The sequence below is a fragment of the Mesorhizobium sp. B2-4-12 genome (genome assembly GCF_006441575.1).
GTDB lineage: Bacteria > Pseudomonadota > Alphaproteobacteria > Rhizobiales > Rhizobiaceae > Mesorhizobium.
Genome location: NZ_VFVC01000004.1, coordinates 179,905 through 198,707, shown reverse-complemented (window position 1 = coordinate 198,707; position 18,803 = coordinate 179,905). Strand labels below are relative to the sequence as shown.

Below are 18,803 nucleotides of genomic sequence, written 5' to 3'. Positions count from 1 at the left end.
CCCTCGAGGGGGAGATGGCCGGCAGGCCAGAGGGGGTCGCCCGATGACGCGCGCCGTCGACCTTTCGGACATCCGAGCCGCCCGCGAACGTATCGCCGGCAAGATCGAACGAACGCCAACCGTGCTGTCCGAAGCTCTGTCGGAACGGTTGGGTATTCCCGTTCACCTCAAACTCGAACATCGCCAGATCACCGGCAGCTTCAAACTGCGTGGCGCTTCGAACGCAGTAGCCTCGCTGAGCGTGCAGGAGAAGGCACGTGGCGTGGTCGCGGCCTCCACCGGCAACCACGGCCGAGCGCTTGCCCATGCGGCGAAACTCGAGGGAACGCGCGCGGTGATCTGCATGTCGCGGCTGGTGCCTCAGAACAAGCTCGATGCCATCCGCCGGCTTGGCGCTGAAATCCGTATCGTCGGCAACAGCCAGGACGACGCGCAGCAGGAGGTCGAGCGGCTGGTGGCGGAGGAGGGCCTCGTCATGCTGCCGCCCTTCGACCATCCAGCCATCATTGCCGGCCAGGGTACCCTCGGACTGGAGATGATCGAGCAGGTTCCCGACGCCGCGCTGGTGCTGGTGCAACTGTCGGGCGGTGGGCTCGCCTCGGGCGTAGCGGCGGCGATCAAGGGCGTCAGCCCCGGGACCAGGGTCGTCGGCGTGTCGATGGCGCGGGGTGCTGCGATGAAGGCGAGCCTCGATGCCGGCCGGCCCGTGCTGGTCGAGGAGTTGCCGACGCTGGCGGACTCGCTCGGCGGCGGCATCGGCCTCGACAACCAACTGACCTTCGCCATGTGCCGCGACCTGCTCGACGATATCGTCCTGCTTTCCGAGGAGGAAATCGCCGCCGGCATCCGCCATGCCTATGAGCAGGAGCGCGAGATCGTCGAAGGCGCCGGCGCCGTCGGCATCGCGGCACTGCTCGCCGGTAAGGTCAGCGCGAGCGGACCGATGGTGGTTCTGCTTTCGGGGCGCAACATCGATATGGAACTGCACAAGAAGATCGTTTGCGGAGAGAAGCCCTCATTTGCGGAGCGCGCCGCATGAACCGGATGACAATCCTGACCGAAGCGGAACTGCGTAAGATCGTGACGCTCGATCTTGATGCCGTCGCCTGCGTCGAGAATGCTTTTCGCGCGCTAGCCACTTTGCCGGTGGCGATGCCGCCGATCCTGCGGCTCGACATCCCTGAACATCACGGCGAGGTCGATGTGAAGACCGCCTATGTGCCTGGCGTCGACGGCTTCGCCATCAAGATCAGTCCCGGATTCTTCGACAATCCGAAACTCGGCCTGCCCAGCGTCAACGGCATGATGGTGCTTTTGTCGGCAAAGACAGGTCTGGTCGAGGCGCTGCTGCTCGACAATGGCTATCTCACCGATATCCGCACCGCCGCCGCGGGCGCGGTCGCGGCCAAGCATCTATCGCGGCCGGATTCGTCCGTCGCCGCGATCTTCGGCGCCGGCGTGCAAGCCGGATTGCAGCTCGAAGCGCTCCGCCTCGTGCGGCCAATCACAGAGGCACGCATCTGGGCCCGCGATGCCGCCAAGGCTGAGCTGACTGCGGGCGCCCTGCGTGAGAAGCTCGGCATCGCCGTGCGCGCCGAACCCAGTGCCGCGGAGGCCGTAGTTGGGGCCGACATCATCGTCACCACGACGCCGTCGACCGAGCCTCTGATCAAGGCCGGCTTCATCTCTGCCGGCCAGCACATCACCGCCATGGGCTCGGACGCCGAACACAAGAACGAGATCGCCCCTGCGATCCTGCGCATGGCTGATCTCTACGTCGCCGACAGTGCTCGCCAGACACGGCGGCTGGGCGAACTGCATCATGCCATCGCCGCAGGAATCATGGCCGCCGAGGACGAGGTGGCCGAATTGGGCCAGATCATCGCTGGCGAGAGACACGGACGGCGCTCGGCCAGCGACATCACCATTGCCGATCTCACCGGCACCGGCGTGCAGGATACGGCGATTGCCACGCTCGCCCGCGACCGGGCGCTGGCCGCGAAATCCGGAACCATTTTTGAAAGCTGATGCCGGCCAAAGCGTGATCCGGAAAAGTGGGAACCGGCTTTCACGTGCAAAGAAGAACCAGACGACGAGCCGGATTCAGCGAAGTTGAACAGGCTCCAGCCCAACAAACGAGGACCCAAAAAAATGCAGCCAAACCTGAAATTTTCGCGCGGCGAATATGCGGATCGCCTCGCCAAGACGCGCAAAGCCATGGAAGCCAAGGGTGTCGATCTCCTGATCGTCAGCGATCCCTCCAACATGGCCTGGCTGACCGGTTACGACGGCTGGTCGTTCTACGTGCACCAGGCGGTCATCGTGCCGCCATCGGGCGAGCCGGTCTGGTACGGCCGTGGCCAGGACGCCAATGGCGCCAAGCGCACCGCCTATCTCGCGCATGACAACATCGTCGGCTATGCCGACCACTATGTGCAGTCGACCGAGCGCCACCCCATGGACTTCCTGTCCAGCGTGCTGACCGATCGCGGCTGGGGCAAGCTGACCATCGGCGTCGAGATGGACAATTACTGGTTCTCCGCCGCTGCGTTCGCCGCCTTGCAGAAGCATCTGCCCAACGCCCGCTTCGTCGATGCCACGGCCCTGGTCAACTGGCAGCGCGCGCTGAAGAGCCCGACCGAGATCGACTACATGCGCAAGGCCGCCCGCATCGTCGAGGCGATGCATCAGCGCATCGTCGACAGGATTGAAGTCGGCATGCGCAAATGTGATCTCGTCGCCGAGATCTACGATGCCGGCACGCGCGGCGTCGACGGCATCGGCGGCGACTATCCGGCGATAGTGCCGCTGCTGCCGTCGGGCGTCGATGCTTCGGCGCCGCATTTGACCTGGGATGACCAGCCGATGAAGTCGGGCGAGGGCACGTTCTTCGAGATTGCTGGCTGCTACAACAGGTACCACTGTCCGCTGTCGCGCACCGTCTTCCTCGGCAAGCCGACGCAGGAATTCCTCGATGCCGAGAAGGCGACGCTTGAAGGCATGGATGCGGGGTTGGCGGCGGCAAAACCCGGCAACACATGCGAGGACATCGCCAATGCCTTCTTCGCCGTCCTGAAGAAGTACGGCATCATCAAGGACAACCGCACCGGCTACTCGATCGGCCTGTCCTATCCGCCGGATTGGGGCGAGCGCACGATGAGCCTGCGCCCCGGCGACCGCACCGAACTCAAGCCCGGCATGACCTTCCATTTCATGACCGGCCTGTGGCTGGAGACGATGGGTCTTGAGATCACCGAATCCATCCTGATCACCGAAACGGGTGTGGAATGCCTGGCCAATGTGCCGCGCAAGCTGGTGGTGAAGAATTGAACCCGATGTCCAGCCTCCGTCCGTCGCCCATCGCGCCGACCGTCGACCTCGACCGTGACGGCATCCAGCATGGTTTCCTGCGCCTGCCCTACAGCCGCGACGATTCGGCCTGGGGCTCGGTGATGATCCCGATCTGCGTCATCCGCAACGGCAAGGGACCGGCGGCGCTGCTGACCGGTGGCAACCATGGCGACGAGTATGAGGGCCCGCTGGCGCTCTACGGACTCGCCCGCACACTCGACCCCAAGGACGTCTCCGGCACGGTGATCATCGTGCCGGCGATGAACTATCCGGCCTTTCGTGCCGGCACGCGCACGTCGCCGATCGACAAGGGCAACATGAACCGCAGCTTTCCCGGCCGGCCCGATGGCACGGTGACCGAGAAGATCGCCGACTATTTCCAACGCGAGTTGCTCCCCCGCGCCGACATCGTCTTCGATTTCCATTCCGGCGGCAGGACCTTGGATTTCGTGCCTTTCTGCGCCGCGCACACGCTGCCGGACAAGGTGCAGGAAGAAAAGGCCTTCGCCGCAGTCGAAGCCTTCTCGGCACCTTTCTCGATGCGCATGACCGAGATCGATGCGGTCGGCATGTACGACACCGCGGCCGAGGACATGGGCAAGGTCTTCGTCACCACCGAACTTGGCGGCGGGGGGACATCGCGTGCCGAAACCGTGCGCATCGCGCGGCGTGGCATCCTCAATGTGCTTCGCCATGCAGGCATTGTTGATGGCGCGGTGGAGAAGACCAGAACACAGTGGCTCGACATGCCCTCGGGCGATTGCTTCGCCTTCGCCGAGGACGACGGCATGATCGAAACCATGGTCGATCTCGGCGAAGCCGTCGAGGAAGGCGCGGTGCTGGCGCGCATCCATTCCGTTGGCCGCACCGGCATTGCCCCACAGGAAATCCGGGCAAAAATGTCTGGCTTGCTGGCGGCGCGGCATTTTCCCGGGCTGGTCAAAGCGGGTGACTGCGCCGCGGTGATGGCCGTGAAGGTAGGCTGAGCACGAGCGCCTGTGTGCTCGGCTCTGGCCCGAGCGGAGCGAGCCCGATGCGACCGGCTCGCAAATGGAGCATCGCGAACTGCTGGCCGCCTGCCGCGAGCGCGACGGCAGGAAAGCCGCGAGCGTTCTGCGGCAGTATCTGCGCGAAGGGAGCGAGACGCTCGTCAACGCGATAGAGGGCGGTGGCTTGTCGCGAAAACCCTAACCTCGACTGACAAATAGAGTGCCGATCGATACCGGCCACGTCGGGCGCGGTTGCGTCTATGCGAGTTCACTGCCACATATTGCAACGTCAATGCTCGACAAGAGGATCGCCATGTCTCCCGTCAGCCGCCTGCCGGTGCGCGCCCTTGCCCCGCGCCGCCATGACGAAATCCTGCGGCGGCTGAGCGCCCAAGGCTCCGTCAGTGTCGCCGAACTGGCCGGGTTCTTCGAGGTCTCGCGCGAAACCATCCGCCGCGATCTGAAGCTGCTTTCGGAGCAGGGCAGGCTCGGCATCGTGCATGGCGGTGCCGCCCGCTTCGAACCGAGCGAACCGGCGATGAGCCTGCGCAGCCAGGAAAATGCCCATGGCAAGGCGGCGATCGGCAGGGCCGCCGCCGGTCTGGTCAAGGATGGCATGGTGGTCTTTCTCGATTCCGGCACCACCACCTTGGCCGTCGCGCATGCCATGACCGAACTGCGCGATCTCACCATCTGCACGGCAAGCCTGAAGATAGCGCTGCATCTGTGCCATGTGCCGGGCATGCGCGTGCATATGCTGGGCGGCGAGATCGATCCGGGCGAGGAGGCGGCTTCCGGCATCGACACGCTTGATGCAATGGCCCGCTTTCGCGTCGACATCGCCTTTCTCGGTGGTGGTGCCCTGTCGCCGGAAGGCGACGTGACGGACTTCACCCGTGCCGGCGCCGAGCAGCGCGGCCGTATGATCGCGCTCGCCGGCAAGGCCTATTTCGTGCTCGACAGCAGCAAGTTCGGCAAGCTGACACCGCTCAGGATTCCGAATTTCGAACGGGCCGCCGGCGTGATCGTCGACGCCAATCCCGAACCAGCGCTTGCGGAAGCGCTTTCGCAAAAGGGGCCAGAACTCATCGTTGCTTGATGTGATAATTTGTGAGATTTTGAGTTGATATTTGGCATTGCTATGTTAGTATCCCGGCCATCCCTCCAATGGCGGAACGCTCATGGCAAATGAATTTCCCATCCACGCTCGCGTTGTCATCGTCGGCGGCGGCATCATTGGCTGCTCGGTCGCCTATCATCTGACAAAACTCGGCTGGACCGATGTTGTCCTGCTCGAGCAGGGACAACTCAGCGGCGGCACCACCTGGCATGCCGCCGGTCTTGTCGGTCAGTTGCGCAGCCACTCCAACATGACGAGCCTGATCAGATACTCCACCCAGCTTTACAGCGAACTGGAGGCTGAGACCGGTCTCGCCACCGGCTGGAAGAACTGCGGTTCGCTGTCGGTTGCGCGTACCGCGGATCGCATGACGGTGCTGAAGCGCACGGCAGCGTCGGCGCGTGCTCAGGGCGTGGAGATCAACGTCATCTCGCCCAGCGAGGCCGGCGATCTGTGGCCTGTCATGGCGATTGACGATCTGGTCGGTGCCGTCTGGCTGCCAGGCGACGGCAAGGCCAATCCGACTGATCTGACGCAGTCGCTGGCCAAGGGTGCGCGCAACCGCGGCGCGAAAATCCTCGAGCGGGTCAAGGTCTCAGGCATCAGCGTCAGGAACGGCATCGCCTGCGGTGTCGAAACTGACCACGGCAGCATCGCCGCCGAGATCGTCGTCAACTGCGCCGGCCAGTGGGCGCGCAAGGTCGGACTGATGTGCGGCGTCTCGGTACCGCTGCATTCGGCCGAGCACATGTATATCGTCACCGGCAGGATCGAGGGTGTGCATCCTGACCTGCCTGTCATGCGCGATCCCGACGGCTTCATCTATTTCAAGGAAGAGGTCGGCGGCCTGATCATGGGAGGCTTCGAGCCGCATGCCAAGCCCTGGGGCATGAACGGCATCCCCGAAAATTTCGAATTCGCGCTGCTGCCCGACGATTGGGACCAGTTCGAGATCCTGATGGAAAACGCGCTGGTCCGCGTGCCGCAGCTGGCGCATGCCGAGGTCAAGAAATTCTACAACGGTCCCGAAAGCTTCACGCCGGACAACAATTTCATCCTTGGCGAGGCGCCGGAACTGAAGAATTTCTATGTCGGCGCTGGATTCAATTCGATGGGCATCGCCAGCGCCGGCGGCGCCGGCAGGGCGCTGGCCGAATGGATCGTCAACAGTGCGCCCACCATGGATCTGTGGCCGGTCGATATCAGGCGCTTCGCTTCCTTCAACAACAACCCGCGCTGGCTGCATGACCGGGTCAAGGAGACACTCGGCCTGCACTACGCTATGCCATGGCCGAACCGTGAACTCGACACCGCGCGGCCCTTCCGACGCTCGCCGCTCTATGACCGGCTGACCGCCAGGGGCGCCTGCTTCGGCTCAAAGATGGGCTGGGAGCGCGCCAACTGGTTCGCTGCTCCAGGAGAGAAGGCCGAGAACGATTACGCCTTCGGCCGCCAGAATTGGCATGAGGCGGTCCGCCGCGAGATGAAGGCGACACGCGAGGCCGTCGCCATCTTCGACCAGACGTCTTTCGCAAAACTGCTTGTCCAGGGCCGCGACGCTTGCGCCGTGCTGAACCGGATCTGCGCCGGCAATGTCGATGTACCTATAGGTACGTCGGTCTACACGGGCTTGCTCAACGCGCGTGGCGGCTATGAAAGCGACCTCACCGTGATGCGGCTGGATGCGGAGAAGTTCCTCATCGTCACAGGATCCGCGCAAGCGGTCCACGACGCTGACTGGATCGTCAGGAACATTCCGGCCGACGCCCATGCGATCCTGACCGACGTCACCTCGGCCTATGCCGTGCTGGCCGTGATGGGACCACACTCGCGCGATCTTCTCGGCAAACTGTCCTCGGCCGATCTCTCCAACGCGAGCTTTCCCTTCGCCGCCATCCGCGAGATCGATATCGGCCATGCCACCGCCCATGCCAACCGCATGACCTATGTCGGTGAACTCGGCTGGGAATTGATCGTGCCGACAGAATTCGCCGTTGGCGTCTACGAGGCGCTGCATGAGGCAGGGGGTGAATTCGGCTTGGCTGACGCCGGCTACTACGCGCTCGATGCCTTGCGCATCGAAAAGGGTTTTCGCGCCTGGGGCAGGGAATTGACGCCGGATATCAACCCTTGGCAGGCCGGGCTTGGCTTTGCCGTCGCTATCGACAAGCCGGGCGGCTTCATCGGCCGCGACGCGCTGGTCGAGGCAAGGTCTGCGGCGGCACCGGCCAAGCGCATCGTGCTGTTCACGCTCGACGATGCCGAGCCGATGCTGTGGGGCGGTGAGCTGATCCTGCGTGACGGCAAGCCGGTCGGCGAGGTTCGCTCGGCGGCCTATGGCCACACGCTGGGCCGCTCGGTCGCGCTCGGGCTGGTCGAAAACGAAACCGGCGTCGACGCCCAATTCCTCAGCGGTGGCCGTTTCGAAATCGACCTCGCTGGCGTTCGCCATACGGCAACGGCGCACCTGCGCAGCCCCTACGATCCGAAATCAGAGCGGGTGAAGGCGGATAGGGTTGAGGTTCGCGCCGCCGCTTAATCCGCCGACATCGAGCGCGCCATGTCGAGAAAGGCGCGCACCAGCTTGCCGCCGCTGCGCTCGCGCAGGCAGATCAGCGCTTCGTCCATCAAGGTTTCGGGAGCGTCGATGGTGATCGGGACGAGCCGCGAATCCTGGCCGAATTCGGCCGCCGAGACAAAGCCGATGCCGGCGCCCGAGGCGACGATCTCGCGGACGGCCTCGCGGCCCTCGGCCTCGATCACCGGCCTCAGTTCGACCTTCGAGGCAGCAGCGAGGTCTTCGAGCTTCTGGCGGGTCTTCGAGCCGCGCTCGCGCATGACCAGCGATTCCTGCGCGAGCTGCTTGAGGGTCAGCGATTTCTTGCCGGACAGCGGGTGGTCGATGGAGGTGAAGGCGATGATCGGCGTCGAGTTGAGCTTCAGCACTTCGAAGTCTCGCCCGGCCGGCACCTCGCCCAGCACGCCGATGTCGGCATCATAGCTGTAGAGGCTGCTGATGACCGTCTCGGTGTTGCCGGCGCGCACCGACACCTGGACGCCGGGATAACGGGCCCGGAAGCTGCCGAGGATATGAAGCAGGTGATGTGCGGCGTCCGCGACGATGCGCAGCGTGCCGGAACGCAGCGCGCGCGATTCGGTGAGCAGTTCCAGTGCCTGCTGTTCGGTGTCGAACATGCGGTGGGTTATCTCGAGCAGCTTCTGGCCCGAATGGGTCAGCGTGACCTGCTTCTTGTTCCGATTGAACAGCAGGACATCATATTCTTCCTCGAGCTTGCGCACCTGGTCGGAAATGGCCGGCTGGGTCAGGAACAGCGCTTCGGCCGCTCGCGAAAAGCCGCCCGAGATCGCCACTTGATGAAAGGCCCGCAACTGGACGTAGCGCATCTTTTCCGCCGTTCGAGGTCAGGAAGAGTGGATATCTTACCATAAGCCAGATTAACTAAAAGATAGAAATGAACGATTTGACTTATGTTCGGTCAAACTTAGCCTGAGTAAAGGTCGACGTCTCTGCCGGCCACGGACATTCCGGAGGCGTAGCCATGCAATTTTCCCTCATCCTGCTGCATCTGGCGGGTGCCGTCATGCTGCTGCTCTGGGCCGTGCGCATGGTGCGCACCGGCGTCGAGCGGGCCTGCGGGCCTGCATTGCGCGATGCACTGAGACAGGCTCGCGGTGCGCGGATCAAATCGGCGGGGGTCGGCACCGTGCTTGCCGTCCTGCTGCAAAGTTCCACGGCCGTCGCCATGCTGGCAGCTGGCTTTGCCGCAAGCGGTATGGTTTCGGTTTCGGCCGGGCTGGCAATCCTGCTTGGCGCCGATCTTGGCTCCGCCTTGGTCGTGCAGGTGCTCTCGTTCGACTTGAGCTGGCTCGTACCCGCGCTGATCCTGATCGGCGGCGCGATGTTCCTGAAGTTCGAGGCGCGCGGCATCAAGCAAGGTGGGCGCATCCTGATGGGCATAGCGTTCGTTCTGTTGTCGCTGCACATGATCGGCGAGGCGACCGCGCCGATGCGCCAGAGCACGCTGCTGCCCTTGGTGATTTCCTATTTGCGCGCGGACTATTTCACGGCCTTTGCCGCCGCCGCCCTGTTCACGTGGCTGATCCATTCCAGCGTGGCGGCGATCCTGCTGTTCGTCACGCTCGCCGCGCAAGGCGTCTTGCCTGTCGAGGTCGGTCTGTTCTTCATCCTCGGCGCCAATTGCGGCGGTGCGCTGATCGCGGTGTGGCTGACGCGCGGCGAGCCCGTCGAGGCGCGCCGCATCCCCCTTGGCAATCTGATCTTCCGCGGCACGGCCGCGCTCGCCGCCCTGTTCGCCCTTCAGGAAATGGCGTTCCCGACACATCTTTTCGGTGCGACAGAAGGCCGGCAACTGGTCAACCTGCATCTCGCCTTCAATCTGGCTCTGGTCATCTGCTGCCTGCCCTTCGCTGGCCTGGTGGAAAGGCTGGTGACCTTGCTGGTCGCCGACAAGCCGCCGGCAAAGGACAGTACTGATCTGATGTCGCGTCGCGCCAGCGCGCTCGATCGCAGCGTCATGCGGACACCCCGTCTTGCGCTGGCCAGCGCGACCCGCGAGTTGCTGCGCATGGGTGAAGTCGTCGAGGTGATGCTGGGTCCGGTGATGGATTTCTTCGACGCCGGCACTGCCGATCAGATCCGTCAGGCGCGCAAGCTCGATGACGAGGTCAACCGCGCCCACACCGACATCAAGCTCTACATTGCCGAGGTCAACCGCGGCAGCATGACCGCGGCCGAGGCCCGCCGCGGCATCGAACTCACCGATTTCGCCATCAATCTCGAACGGGCCGGCGATATCGTCGCCAAGAACCTGCTCGTGCTTGCCGGGGAATTGCGGGACAAGAATCTGCGCTTTTCACGCGACGGCTGGGGCGAACTGGGCGGGCTTCACAGCCGTGTCATGGCCAACATGCAGCTTGCGCTCAACGTGTTGGTATCGGGCGACCTCGATTCGGCGCGGCAACTCGTGGTCGAGAAGGAGCGTATGCGCAAGCTGGAACGCATGAGCCATGATCGTCACCTCAAGCGCCTGCAATCGGGAATGCCGCAGAGCATCGACACCAGCGACATTCATCTGGAGGCGGTCAGGGCGCTGAAGGAAATCAACTCGCTGATGGCGTCGGTCGCCTATCCCCTGCTGACGCAAAGCGGCGATCTGCTTGAAAGCCGGCTGGCCACGGGCGCCGCGGACGCAATGGCGCCCGTGCCGGCCTGACAGAGATGGCAATTCTACCATCGTGGAAATCGATACTTCGATACAAAATAACGATTTTACAAATATGTCATTCCGGCCGAGAGTAAGGCCGCATCAAAAAGCAGCGACCTGTCGGAGGACACCCATGCTCGCCGAGACGAAATTTGCCGCGGAGCCGCTGGCCATGCCGGCGCTGGGCGAGCCCTATCTCTTGACCCCGGGCCCGCTCACCACGGCCTATTCGGTCAAGCAGGCCATGCTGCGCGACTGGGGATCGTGGGACGGCGACTTCCGCGCCATGACATCAGACATGCGCCGCCGCCTGCTGGCGCTGACCGGTGACGCGAAAGGCGAATTCGATTGCGTGCCGATGCAGGGCAGCGGCTCCTTCTGCGTCGAGGCGATGCTGGGCTCGTTCGTGCCGAAAGATGGCAAGGTTCTGGTGCTGGCCAACGGCGCCTACGGCCTGCGCGCCGCGCAGACCATGCAGTATCTCGGTCGTGCCTATACGCTGATCGACAAGGGCGACTATCTGCCGCCGCGCGGCGACGAGGTAGCGGCAGCCCTTGAAGCCGACCCCGCCATCACGCATGTCATCGCCATCCATTGCGAAACCAGCTCGGGCATCCTCAATCCGGTCGCCGAGATTGCCGAGGCCGTCCAAGCCAAGGGCCGCAAGCTGCTGGTCGATTCCATGAGCGCCTTCGGCGCGGTCGCGCTCGACGTCAACGAGATCCGCTACGAGGCGATGGTTTCCTCCGCCAACAAATGCATCGAGGGTGTGCCAGGCTTCGGCTTCATCATCGCCCGCAAAAGCGAACTCGAGGCCGCCAAGGGCCGCAGCCACTCGCTGTCGCTCGACGTCCACGCGCAATGGGCGCATATGAACAAGACCGGCCAATGGCGCTACACGCCGCCGACGCATGTCGTTGCCGCCTTCCTCGAGGCGCTCCGCCAGCACGAAGCCGAAGGCGGCGTCGTTGGCCGTGGCGCCCGCTACACCAGGAACCGCGACGTCATGGTGGCCGGCATGCGCGAACTCGGTTTCGAGACCTTGCTGAAAGACCGTTGGCTGTCGCCGATCATTGTCACCTTCTTCAATCCGGCCCATGCCAACTTCGCCTTTGATCGCTTCTACGAGCTGATGAAGGACAAGGGCTTCATCATCTATCCGGGTAAGCTGACGGTCGTGGATTCCTTCCGCGTCGGCTGCATCGGCCAGATGGACGAACATGTCATGCGCCGCGTCGTCGAGGCAGCGGCGGAGTCACTGAAGGAAATGGGCGTCGACACCGCCGCTCCACCCGCCGCGGCAATCGCCGAGCGTGCCAAACTCGCCGCCTGAAGCGGCAGGATTTCAAGGGATTTTCGATGAACCAGATGTCTCCCGTTAACGTCGCCGTCAACGGCCGCACCTACGCCTGGCCGCGCGTGCCCGCCATCGCCATTTGTCTCGATGGCTGCGAGCCGGCCTATCTCGACGAGGCTATTCATGCCGGGCTGATGCCGGCTTTGGTCAGGATCAAGCAGAAGGGCACGGTGCTCATGGCGCACTCGGTCATCCCGAGCTTCACCAACCCCAACAATCTCTCGATCGCCACCGGCCGGCCGCCGTCGGTGCATGGCATCTGCGGCAACTATCTCTACGAGCGTGAGACCGGCAAGGAAGTGATGATGAACGACCCGCGCTTCCTGCGCGCGCCGACCATCTTCCAGGCCTTCTACGACGCCGGCGCCAAGGTTGCCGTGGTGACCGCCAAGGACAAATTGCGCGCGCTGCTCGGCAAGGGGCTGGCTTTCGACGAAGGCCGTGCGCTGTGCTTCTCGGCGGAAAAGTCCGACACCACCACCAAGGCCGAGCACGGCATCGACAACGCCTCGAAGCACTTCGGCCTCCCGGTGCCGGAAGTCTATTCAACTGAGCTGTCGGAATTCGTCTTCGCCGCAGGCGTCCAACTGCTGAAGGAATTCCGCCCTGACATCATGTACCTGACCACCACCGACTACGTGCAGCACAAATATGCGCCCGGCGTGCCACAGGCCAACGCCTTCTACGAGATGTTCGACAAGTACCTGACCGAACTCGATGCGCTGGGCGCGGCGATCGTCGTCACCGCCGACCATGGCATGAAGCCCAAGCACAAGGCGGACGGCTCGCCCGACGTCGTCTATGTCCAGGACCTGCTCGACGAATGGCTGGGAAAGGACGCCGCCCGCGTGATCCTGCCGATCACTGATCCCTATGTCGTGCACCACGGCGCGCTCGGCTCCTTCGCCACCGCCTATCTGCCTGATGGCGCGGACCAGGCCGACATCATGGCGCGTCTGGCCAAGGTCGACGGCATCATGCTGGTCGTCGACAGCCCGACGGCCTGCGAACGTTTCGAACTGCCGGCCGACCGCATCGGCGACATCGTGCTGATCTCGACCGAGAACAAGACCATTGGCACCAGCGAACACCGGCATGATCTCGCGGCCCTCAACGAACCGCTGCGCTCGCATGGCGGGCTGACCGAGCAGGAAGTGCCGTTCATCGTCAACCGCGTGCTGCCGGACCTGCCGAATGAGCCAACCTTGCGCAATTTCGACGCCTTCTACTACGCTACCATGGCAGCGGCTTTGGCGTGACGGGTGAGTTGGGCGCCGGTTGGGTGTGTCGCCATCCATGATGGCACTGGTCGACCCCCACTCCGGCCTCCGGGCCACCTCTCCCCCGATCGACGGGGGAGAGGAAGGGCGCGCGGGCTCGTCAGCCTTGGCTCCCTTCCTCTCCCTCCGGAGGGGGGAGAGGCGGCGCCGCGAAGCGGCGACGGAGTGGGGGAAGCCGTTGCAGAGACGCGATGGCCTAGCCGATAAAGATCAATGTAGCTCACTGAGCACCAGGAACACTCACATGACCAAACTTGACCCTGCCATCAAAGTTCGCCACGAGCCGATGCGCATTGCCGGCAAGAAGGTCGATGCCGACAGCGTCGTCGAGGTGCGCTATCCCTGGAACGACACTGTCATCGGCACTGTGCCGGCCGGTGGCGCCGAACACGCCCGCCAGGCCTTCGAAATCGCGGCTGGCTACAAATCGAAACTGACGCGTTACGAGCGCCAGCAGATCCTGTTCCGTACCGCCGAAGCGCTGGCATCGCGCAAGGAGGAAATCTCCGATCTCATCACGCTGGAACTCGGCATCTCCAAGACCGACTCGCTCTATGAAGTCGGCCGCGCCTATGACGTGTTCACGCTGTCGGCGCAGATGTGCATCCAGGACGACGGCCAGATCTTCTCCTGCGATCTCACACCGCATGGCAAGGCACGCAAGATATTCACGACGCGTGAGCCGCTGAAGGCGATCTCGGCGATCACGCCGTTCAACCATCCGCTCAACATGGTCTCGCACAAGGTGGCACCGGCGATCGCCACCAACAATTGCGTGGTGGTGAAACCGACCGAACTGACGCCGATGACGGCGCTGCTGCTCGCCGACATCCTCTACGAAGCCGGCCTGCCGCCGGAAATGCTCTCGGTGGTGACCGGCTGGCCGGCCGACATCGGCAACGAAATGATCACCAACGAGAACATCGACCTGATCACATTTACTGGCGGTGTGCCGGTCGGCAAGATGATCGCCCGCACCGCCGGCTACAAGCGCCAGGTGCTGGAACTCGGCGGCAACGATCCCCTGATCATCCTCAACGATCTCTCCGACGACGATCTGGCCAAGGCCGCCGATCTCGCCGTCGCGGGTGCAACCAAGAACTCCGGCCAGCGCTGCACGGCGGTCAAGCGCATCCTCGTCCAGGAAAGCGTCGCTGACCGTTTCGTGCCGATGGTGCTGGAGCGAGCGAAGAAGATCCGCTTCGGCGATCCGATGGATCGCGCGACCGATCTCGGCACCGTTGTGCACGAGAAGGCGGCGGCTTTGTTCGAAGCCCGCGTTCACATGGCCGCCGAGCAGGGCGCGGAAATCCTCTACAACCCCGGCCGCCAGGGTGCGCTGCTGCCGCCGATCGTCGTCGATCGTGTGCCGCACACATCCGAACTGGTGATGGAAGAGACCTTCGGGCCGATCATCCCCATCGTGCGCGCGCCGGACGATGACGAGGCGCTGATCGCGTTGTCCAACTCAACCGCCTTCGGCCTGTCGTCGGGCGTCTGCACCAATTCCTTTCCCCGCATGCAGAGGTACATCGCCGGCCTGCAGGTCGGCACGGTCAACATCTGGGAAGTGCCGGGTTACCGCATCGAGATGTCGCCATTTGGCGGTATCAAGGATTCGGGCAATGGCTACAAGGAAGGCGTCATCGAGGCGATGAAGAGCTATACCAATGTAAAGACGTTTTCGCTGCCCTGGTCCTGACCGGACCACACTGGCTGGCAGGACAAATCGAGGGGGCGTTTCGCGCTCCCTCATTCGCGTTTCGGAGAGGGTTATGGCCCCAATATCTGAGCTTGTGCATACCGAGGGCGATTCCAACACCACGGCGGCGCGCGGCCGCTGGGACGCCGGCCAGGATGATCCGCGTATCCGCGGCCTGCTCGACCGCGACGCGGCCGCTTTCATGCACCAGAGCCTGTCCAGTCCCTGCCTGTCGACGATCGCCAAGGCGGAAGGCATCTGGATCGAGGACATCGCCGGCCGGCGCTTGATGGATTTCCACGGCAACAGCGTGCATCACCTTGGTTACGGCCATCCCAGGCTGGTGGCGGCAATCAAGAAGCAGCTCGACGAGCTCTGCTTTGCGCCGCGCCGCTTCACTTGCGAGCCCGCGGTCGAACTGGCCGAGAAATTGGCGGCACTTGCACCCGGCGACCTCGGCAAGGTGCTGTTCACCACGGGCGGCTCGGATGCAATCGAGGTGGCGCTGAAGATCGCACGAGCCGCGACTGGCCGCTTCAAGACGGTGTCGTTCTGGGACGCCTTCCATGGCGCTGGCTTCGGCGCCGCCAGCGTCGGCGGCGAGGCGACCTTCCGTTCCCATATCGCCGGCCCGATGATGACCGGCACCGAGCATGTCGCGCCCTGGGACGGCTATCGCTGCCCCTACGGCCACGATTCACTGGAAGCATCCGGGCTCGCTTGCGCCAACATGATCGCCTACGTGCTCGGCCGCGAGCAGGACGTGGCGGCGGTCGTCGCCGAGCCGATGCGGGCGACGCCAAACCCGCCGCCGCCTGGTTTCTGGAAGCGGGTGCGCGAGGCCTGCGACCGGCACGGCACGCTGCTGATCTTCGACGAGATCCCGACCGGGCTCGGCAAGACGGGAAAATTCTTCGCCCACGACCATGATGGCGTGACGCCCGACATCGTCGTTCTCGGCAAATCGCTCGGCGGCGGCATCTTGCCGATCGCCGCCGTCATTGCCCGCCGCGACCTCGATGTCACGGGCGGCTTTGCCATTGGCCACTATACCCACGAGAAGAACCCGGTGACGACGCGCGCCGCGCTGACGACAATCGACATTATCCTGGAAGAAGGGCTAGTCGAGCGCTCGGCCGAACTCGGTCGGCACATGCTCGGACGCATGCAGGATCTGATGGCGCGCTCGCCTCATGTCGGCGACGTCAGGGGCAGGGGGCTGATGGGCGGCGTCGAACTCGTCCAGGACCGAGCCACGCGCCAGCCGGCACGTGAACTTGCGGAACGCGTCTTCTACACGTGCCTGGAGCAAGGGCTGAGCTTCAAAATCAGCCAGGGCAATGTGCTGACGCTCTCGCCGCCGCTGGTCATCTCGAAAGCCGATCTCGATCGCGCGCTGGATGTCGTCGAGGCCGCGGTGCTGGCGGCCTGACCATGAAGGCCGTGCGCACCGACCAGGAACTCGAATGCCCCGGCATCGATGCCGGCTTGCGGGGGAGGGGCGTCGAACTGGTGACGCTGCCCGAAGGCATTCCCGAAGCCGATCTCATCAGCGCGGTCGCCGACGCCGACCTTCTGCTCATGTGCTACACACCGATAACCGCTGCGGTAATCGAGGCAGCTCCTAGATTGAAGGGCATCGTCAAATATGGCGTCGGCATCGATGCCATCGACGTCCCTGCCGCGATGCGGAGCGGCATCCCGGTCGTCAATGTGCCCGAATATGCCGAGGAAACCGTCGCCGAAGGCGCCTTCGCGCTGATGATCGCGCTTGCCAAGCGGCTGCCGGCCATTACGGCGGCGGTGTCGCGCGATGGCTGGGTCTGGCCCGGGCAGCGTTGGCTTGGGCGCGATATTTCCGGCGCCACGCTGGGCCTGGTCGGCTGCGGCAAGATCGGCCGCAGCATGGCGCGCATGGCCGGGCAAGGGTTTCACGCACGGGTTCTTGGTTTCGATCCCGGTGTCGATGCAGCGACGATGCACGCTGCCGGCATCGAGAAGGCCGACGATCTCCACACCATGCTACAGGCCTGCGACTTCGTTTCCATCCATTGTGTGCTGAACGACAAGACACGTGGCCTGATCGGCAAGGCCGAACTCGCTTGCATGAAACCTTCCGCCGTCATCGTCAACGTTTCTCGCGGCGCGCTGATCGATGAGGCGGCACTCGTCGAGGCGATCCTCGCCGGGCGCATAGCCGGCTCCGGGCTCGACGTCTATTCGGTCGAGCCTCTGGCGAAGTCCGGCCATCCGATGAGCGCATTGTTCGGTCGCGACAATGTGATCCTCTTTCCGCATCTCACATTTTTCACGGCGGAAGCGATGCGCCGGCTTGAACAGGATACGCTCGCCCGCTGCTTCGAAATCCTCGACGGGCGTCCGGTGACCATCCGCTCGTTCGATCCTCGTCTGCGGGCGCAGACGGCAGGCGTTTTATTCTCCTGATTTCCATCACCTTTTAACTTTCAGGACCCCTGCCTCGGGCCGGTTCCGCGACCCTGAAATGCGTCCACGACATGGATGCGACAGTTCTATGACAAATATCAGAGGAAGTTTGCCTGTCATAAAATAAATAGATTTTACTTATCGATCACCAATCCTCAGAGTTGTCACAACGACGACATCCAATCGGCTCAACGTCCGTCAGAGGCCGAGCCGATTGGTCCTAGTGCATCGCAGAATGTGCCTTCAATCATAAAGGGGAACTGGTCATGAAATCACGAAACGCAACCATGGTCGCGGCCTTTGCCGCATTGCTCGCGTCGGCCGCTCTCGTCGGACCGGCACTCGCCGACGGCGTCGTCACCATCTATTCCGCCGATGGCCTGCATGACGGCAACGGCAGCTGGTACGAGACCGAATTCGCCGCCTTCACCAAGGCCACCGGCATCACCGTGCAGTATATCGAGGCAGGTTCGGGCGGCGTCGTCGAGCGCGTCGCCAAGGAGAAGTCGAACCCGCAGGCCGACGTTCTGGTGACCTTGCCCCCCTTCATCCAGCGCGCGGCCGCAGACGGCCTGCTGCAGGATTACAAGCCTGAGGCCGCATCCCAGATCGACGGCGGCACCGACAAGTACCGGCCGCTGGTCAACAACTACATGAACTTCATCTACAACAGCGCCGTGCTGTCGGAAGCGCCGAAGAGCTACAACGACCTGCTCGATCCGAAGTTCAAGGGCAAGATCCAGTATTCGACTCCTGGCCAGGCCGGCGACGGCACCGCCGTCATGCTGCAGATCATTCACGCCTTCGGCGGCGAGGATGCGGGCTTCGCCTTCATGAAGAAACTGCAGGACAACAATGTCGGCCCGTCCGCCTCGACCGGCAAGCTGACCGCACTGGTCAACAAGGGTGAATTGCATGTCGCCAATGGCGATTTGCAGATGAACATGTCGCAGATGGCCGACAATCCCAACATCAAGGTGTTCTGGCCCGCTGGTCCGGACGGCACTCGCTCCACCTTCGCGCTGCCCTATGAAATCGGCCTGGTCACCGGTGCGCCGAACGCCGACAACGGCAAGAAGCTGATCGACTTCCTGCTATCCAAGGAAGCCCAGTCCACCGTAAGCTCGATTGCCATCGGTATGCCCGCCCGCAAGGACGTGAAGCCGTCCGACGCCAATTTCGCCAAGTTGCAGGAGGCGATGAAGGGCCTGACCATCTGGTCGCCGAACTGGGATGACGCGCTGGCCAAGCTTCCCGACTACGTCAAGAAGTGGAACGAAGCGACCGGAAGTTGATCCCCAAGGGAACCAGTC

Annotated in this window: 15 protein-coding genes; 14 read left to right on the top strand and 1 reads right to left on the bottom strand. The window is 63.5% G+C overall.

From position 1 onward, the window contains the following. Positions 1-43: 43 nt before the first annotated feature. The 7 genes from eutB to FJ934_RS04475 all read left to right on the top strand — a co-directional run bounded on the left by eutB (position 44) and on the right by FJ934_RS04475 (position 7,999). Positions 44-1,039, top strand: a complete 996-nt coding sequence (gene eutB / locus FJ934_RS04505; RefSeq protein ID WP_140607453.1) for a hydroxyectoine utilization dehydratase EutB — start codon at positions 44-46, stop codon at positions 1,037-1,039. Further along, positions 1,036-2,028: an ectoine utilization protein EutC gene (gene eutC / locus FJ934_RS04500; protein ID WP_140607452.1), complete on the top strand. Its 993-nt coding sequence runs from the start codon at positions 1,036-1,038 to the stop codon at positions 2,026-2,028. Before eutB ends, eutC begins: the two co-directional genes overlap by 4 nt. A gap of 123 nt (positions 2,029-2,151) precedes the next feature. Further along, entirely contained in the window at positions 2,152-3,330 is a 1,179-nt protein-coding gene (doeA, locus tag FJ934_RS04495; protein ID WP_140607451.1) for an ectoine hydrolase DoeA, read from the top strand. Positions 3,331-3,335: 5 nt separating this feature from the next. Beyond that, positions 3,336-4,337, top strand: coding sequence for a N(2)-acetyl-L-2,4-diaminobutanoate deacetylase DoeB (gene doeB, locus FJ934_RS04490; RefSeq protein WP_140607450.1), 1,002 nt, complete (start codon positions 3,336-3,338; stop codon positions 4,335-4,337). A gap of 64 nt (positions 4,338-4,401) precedes the next feature. Next, on the top strand, positions 4,402-4,542 hold the full coding sequence (locus tag FJ934_RS04485) for a hypothetical protein (protein WP_226890568.1): 141 nt from the start codon (positions 4,402-4,404) through the stop codon (positions 4,540-4,542). A 111-nt stretch (positions 4,543-4,653) separates the two neighbouring features. Further along, the gene (locus FJ934_RS04480) at positions 4,654-5,439 is read left to right on the top strand and encodes a DeoR/GlpR family DNA-binding transcription regulator (RefSeq protein WP_140607449.1); all 786 of its coding nucleotides are present in this window, start codon (positions 4,654-4,656) and stop codon (positions 5,437-5,439) included. A gap of 82 nt (positions 5,440-5,521) precedes the next feature. Next, positions 5,522-7,999, top strand: coding sequence for an FAD-dependent oxidoreductase (locus FJ934_RS04475; protein WP_140607448.1), 2,478 nt, complete (start codon positions 5,522-5,524; stop codon positions 7,997-7,999). On the opposite strand, the gene FJ934_RS04470 is transcribed toward FJ934_RS04475, so the two are convergent. Next, entirely contained in the window at positions 7,996-8,865 is an 870-nt protein-coding gene (locus FJ934_RS04470) for a LysR substrate-binding domain-containing protein (protein ID WP_140607447.1), read from the bottom strand. The genes FJ934_RS04475 and FJ934_RS04470 overlap by 4 nt on opposite strands. A 155-nt stretch (positions 8,866-9,020) precedes the next feature. Between FJ934_RS04470 and FJ934_RS04465 the strand changes: the two genes are divergently transcribed. From FJ934_RS04465 to FJ934_RS04430, 7 genes are all read left to right on the top strand, one after another. Further along, positions 9,021-10,715: a Na/Pi cotransporter family protein gene (locus FJ934_RS04465; protein WP_140607446.1), complete on the top strand. Its 1,695-nt coding sequence runs from the start codon at positions 9,021-9,023 to the stop codon at positions 10,713-10,715. 124 nt (positions 10,716-10,839) lie between these two features. Further along, positions 10,840-12,039 carry a 2-aminoethylphosphonate--pyruvate transaminase gene (locus FJ934_RS04460; RefSeq protein ID WP_140607445.1) on the top strand — a complete coding sequence of 400 codons (1,200 nt, stop codon included), beginning with the start codon at positions 10,840-10,842 and terminating at the stop codon, positions 12,037-12,039. 26 nt (positions 12,040-12,065) lie between these two features. Continuing rightward, entirely contained in the window at positions 12,066-13,322 is a 1,257-nt protein-coding gene (gene phnA, locus FJ934_RS04455) for a phosphonoacetate hydrolase (RefSeq protein ID WP_140607444.1), read from the top strand. Between the two features lie 265 nt (positions 13,323-13,587). Continuing rightward, complete coding sequence (gene phnY / locus FJ934_RS04445) at positions 13,588-15,045, top strand: phosphonoacetaldehyde dehydrogenase (RefSeq protein WP_140607442.1); 1,458 nt, start codon at positions 13,588-13,590, stop codon at positions 15,043-15,045. Positions 15,046-15,118: 73 nt separating this feature from the next. After that, on the top strand, positions 15,119-16,477 hold the full coding sequence (locus FJ934_RS04440; protein ID WP_140607441.1) for an aspartate aminotransferase family protein: 1,359 nt from the start codon (positions 15,119-15,121) through the stop codon (positions 16,475-16,477). 2 nt (positions 16,478-16,479) lie between these two features. Further along, positions 16,480-17,490, top strand: coding sequence for an NAD(P)-dependent oxidoreductase (locus FJ934_RS04435; protein WP_140607440.1), 1,011 nt, complete (start codon positions 16,480-16,482; stop codon positions 17,488-17,490). Positions 17,491-17,756: 266 nt separating this feature from the next. Next, positions 17,757-18,785 (top strand): 2-aminoethylphosphonate ABC transporter substrate-binding protein, encoded by a 1,029-nt coding sequence (locus FJ934_RS04430; protein WP_140607439.1) that lies wholly within the window; start codon positions 17,757-17,759, stop codon positions 18,783-18,785. The last annotated feature ends 18 nt before the right edge of the window (positions 18,786-18,803 follow it).

Excerpts from the sequence above, each read along its gene's own strand:
- FJ934_RS04475 (WP_140607448.1), top strand. The coding sequence starts at position 5,522 with ATGGCAAATGAATTTCCCATCCACGCTCGCGTTGTCATCGTCGGCGGC.
- FJ934_RS04485 (WP_226890568.1), top strand. The coding sequence starts at position 4,402 with ATGGAGCATCGCGAACTGCTGGCCGCCTGCCGCGAGCGCGACGGCAGG.
- FJ934_RS04430 (WP_140607439.1), top strand. The coding sequence starts at position 17,757 with ATGAAATCACGAAACGCAACCATGGTCGCGGCCTTTGCCGCATTGCTC.
- FJ934_RS04470 (WP_140607447.1), bottom strand. The coding sequence starts at position 8,865 with ATGCGCTACGTCCAGTTGCGGGCCTTTCATCAAGTGGCGATCTCGGGC.
- phnA (WP_140607444.1), top strand. The coding sequence starts at position 12,066 with ATGAACCAGATGTCTCCCGTTAACGTCGCCGTCAACGGCCGCACCTAC.
- FJ934_RS04460 (WP_140607445.1), top strand. The coding sequence starts at position 10,840 with ATGCTCGCCGAGACGAAATTTGCCGCGGAGCCGCTGGCCATGCCGGCG.
- FJ934_RS04480 (WP_140607449.1), top strand. The coding sequence starts at position 4,654 with ATGTCTCCCGTCAGCCGCCTGCCGGTGCGCGCCCTTGCCCCGCGCCGC.
- doeB (WP_140607450.1), top strand. The coding sequence starts at position 3,336 with ATGTCCAGCCTCCGTCCGTCGCCCATCGCGCCGACCGTCGACCTCGAC.
- doeA (WP_140607451.1), top strand. The coding sequence starts at position 2,152 with ATGCAGCCAAACCTGAAATTTTCGCGCGGCGAATATGCGGATCGCCTC.
- eutC (WP_140607452.1), top strand. The coding sequence starts at position 1,036 with ATGAACCGGATGACAATCCTGACCGAAGCGGAACTGCGTAAGATCGTG.
- FJ934_RS04465 (WP_140607446.1), top strand. The coding sequence starts at position 9,021 with ATGCAATTTTCCCTCATCCTGCTGCATCTGGCGGGTGCCGTCATGCTG.
- eutB (WP_140607453.1), top strand. The coding sequence starts at position 44 with ATGACGCGCGCCGTCGACCTTTCGGACATCCGAGCCGCCCGCGAACGT.
- phnY (WP_140607442.1), top strand. The coding sequence starts at position 13,588 with ATGACCAAACTTGACCCTGCCATCAAAGTTCGCCACGAGCCGATGCGC.
- FJ934_RS04440 (WP_140607441.1), top strand. The coding sequence starts at position 15,119 with ATGGCCCCAATATCTGAGCTTGTGCATACCGAGGGCGATTCCAACACC.
- FJ934_RS04435 (WP_140607440.1), top strand. The coding sequence starts at position 16,480 with ATGAAGGCCGTGCGCACCGACCAGGAACTCGAATGCCCCGGCATCGAT.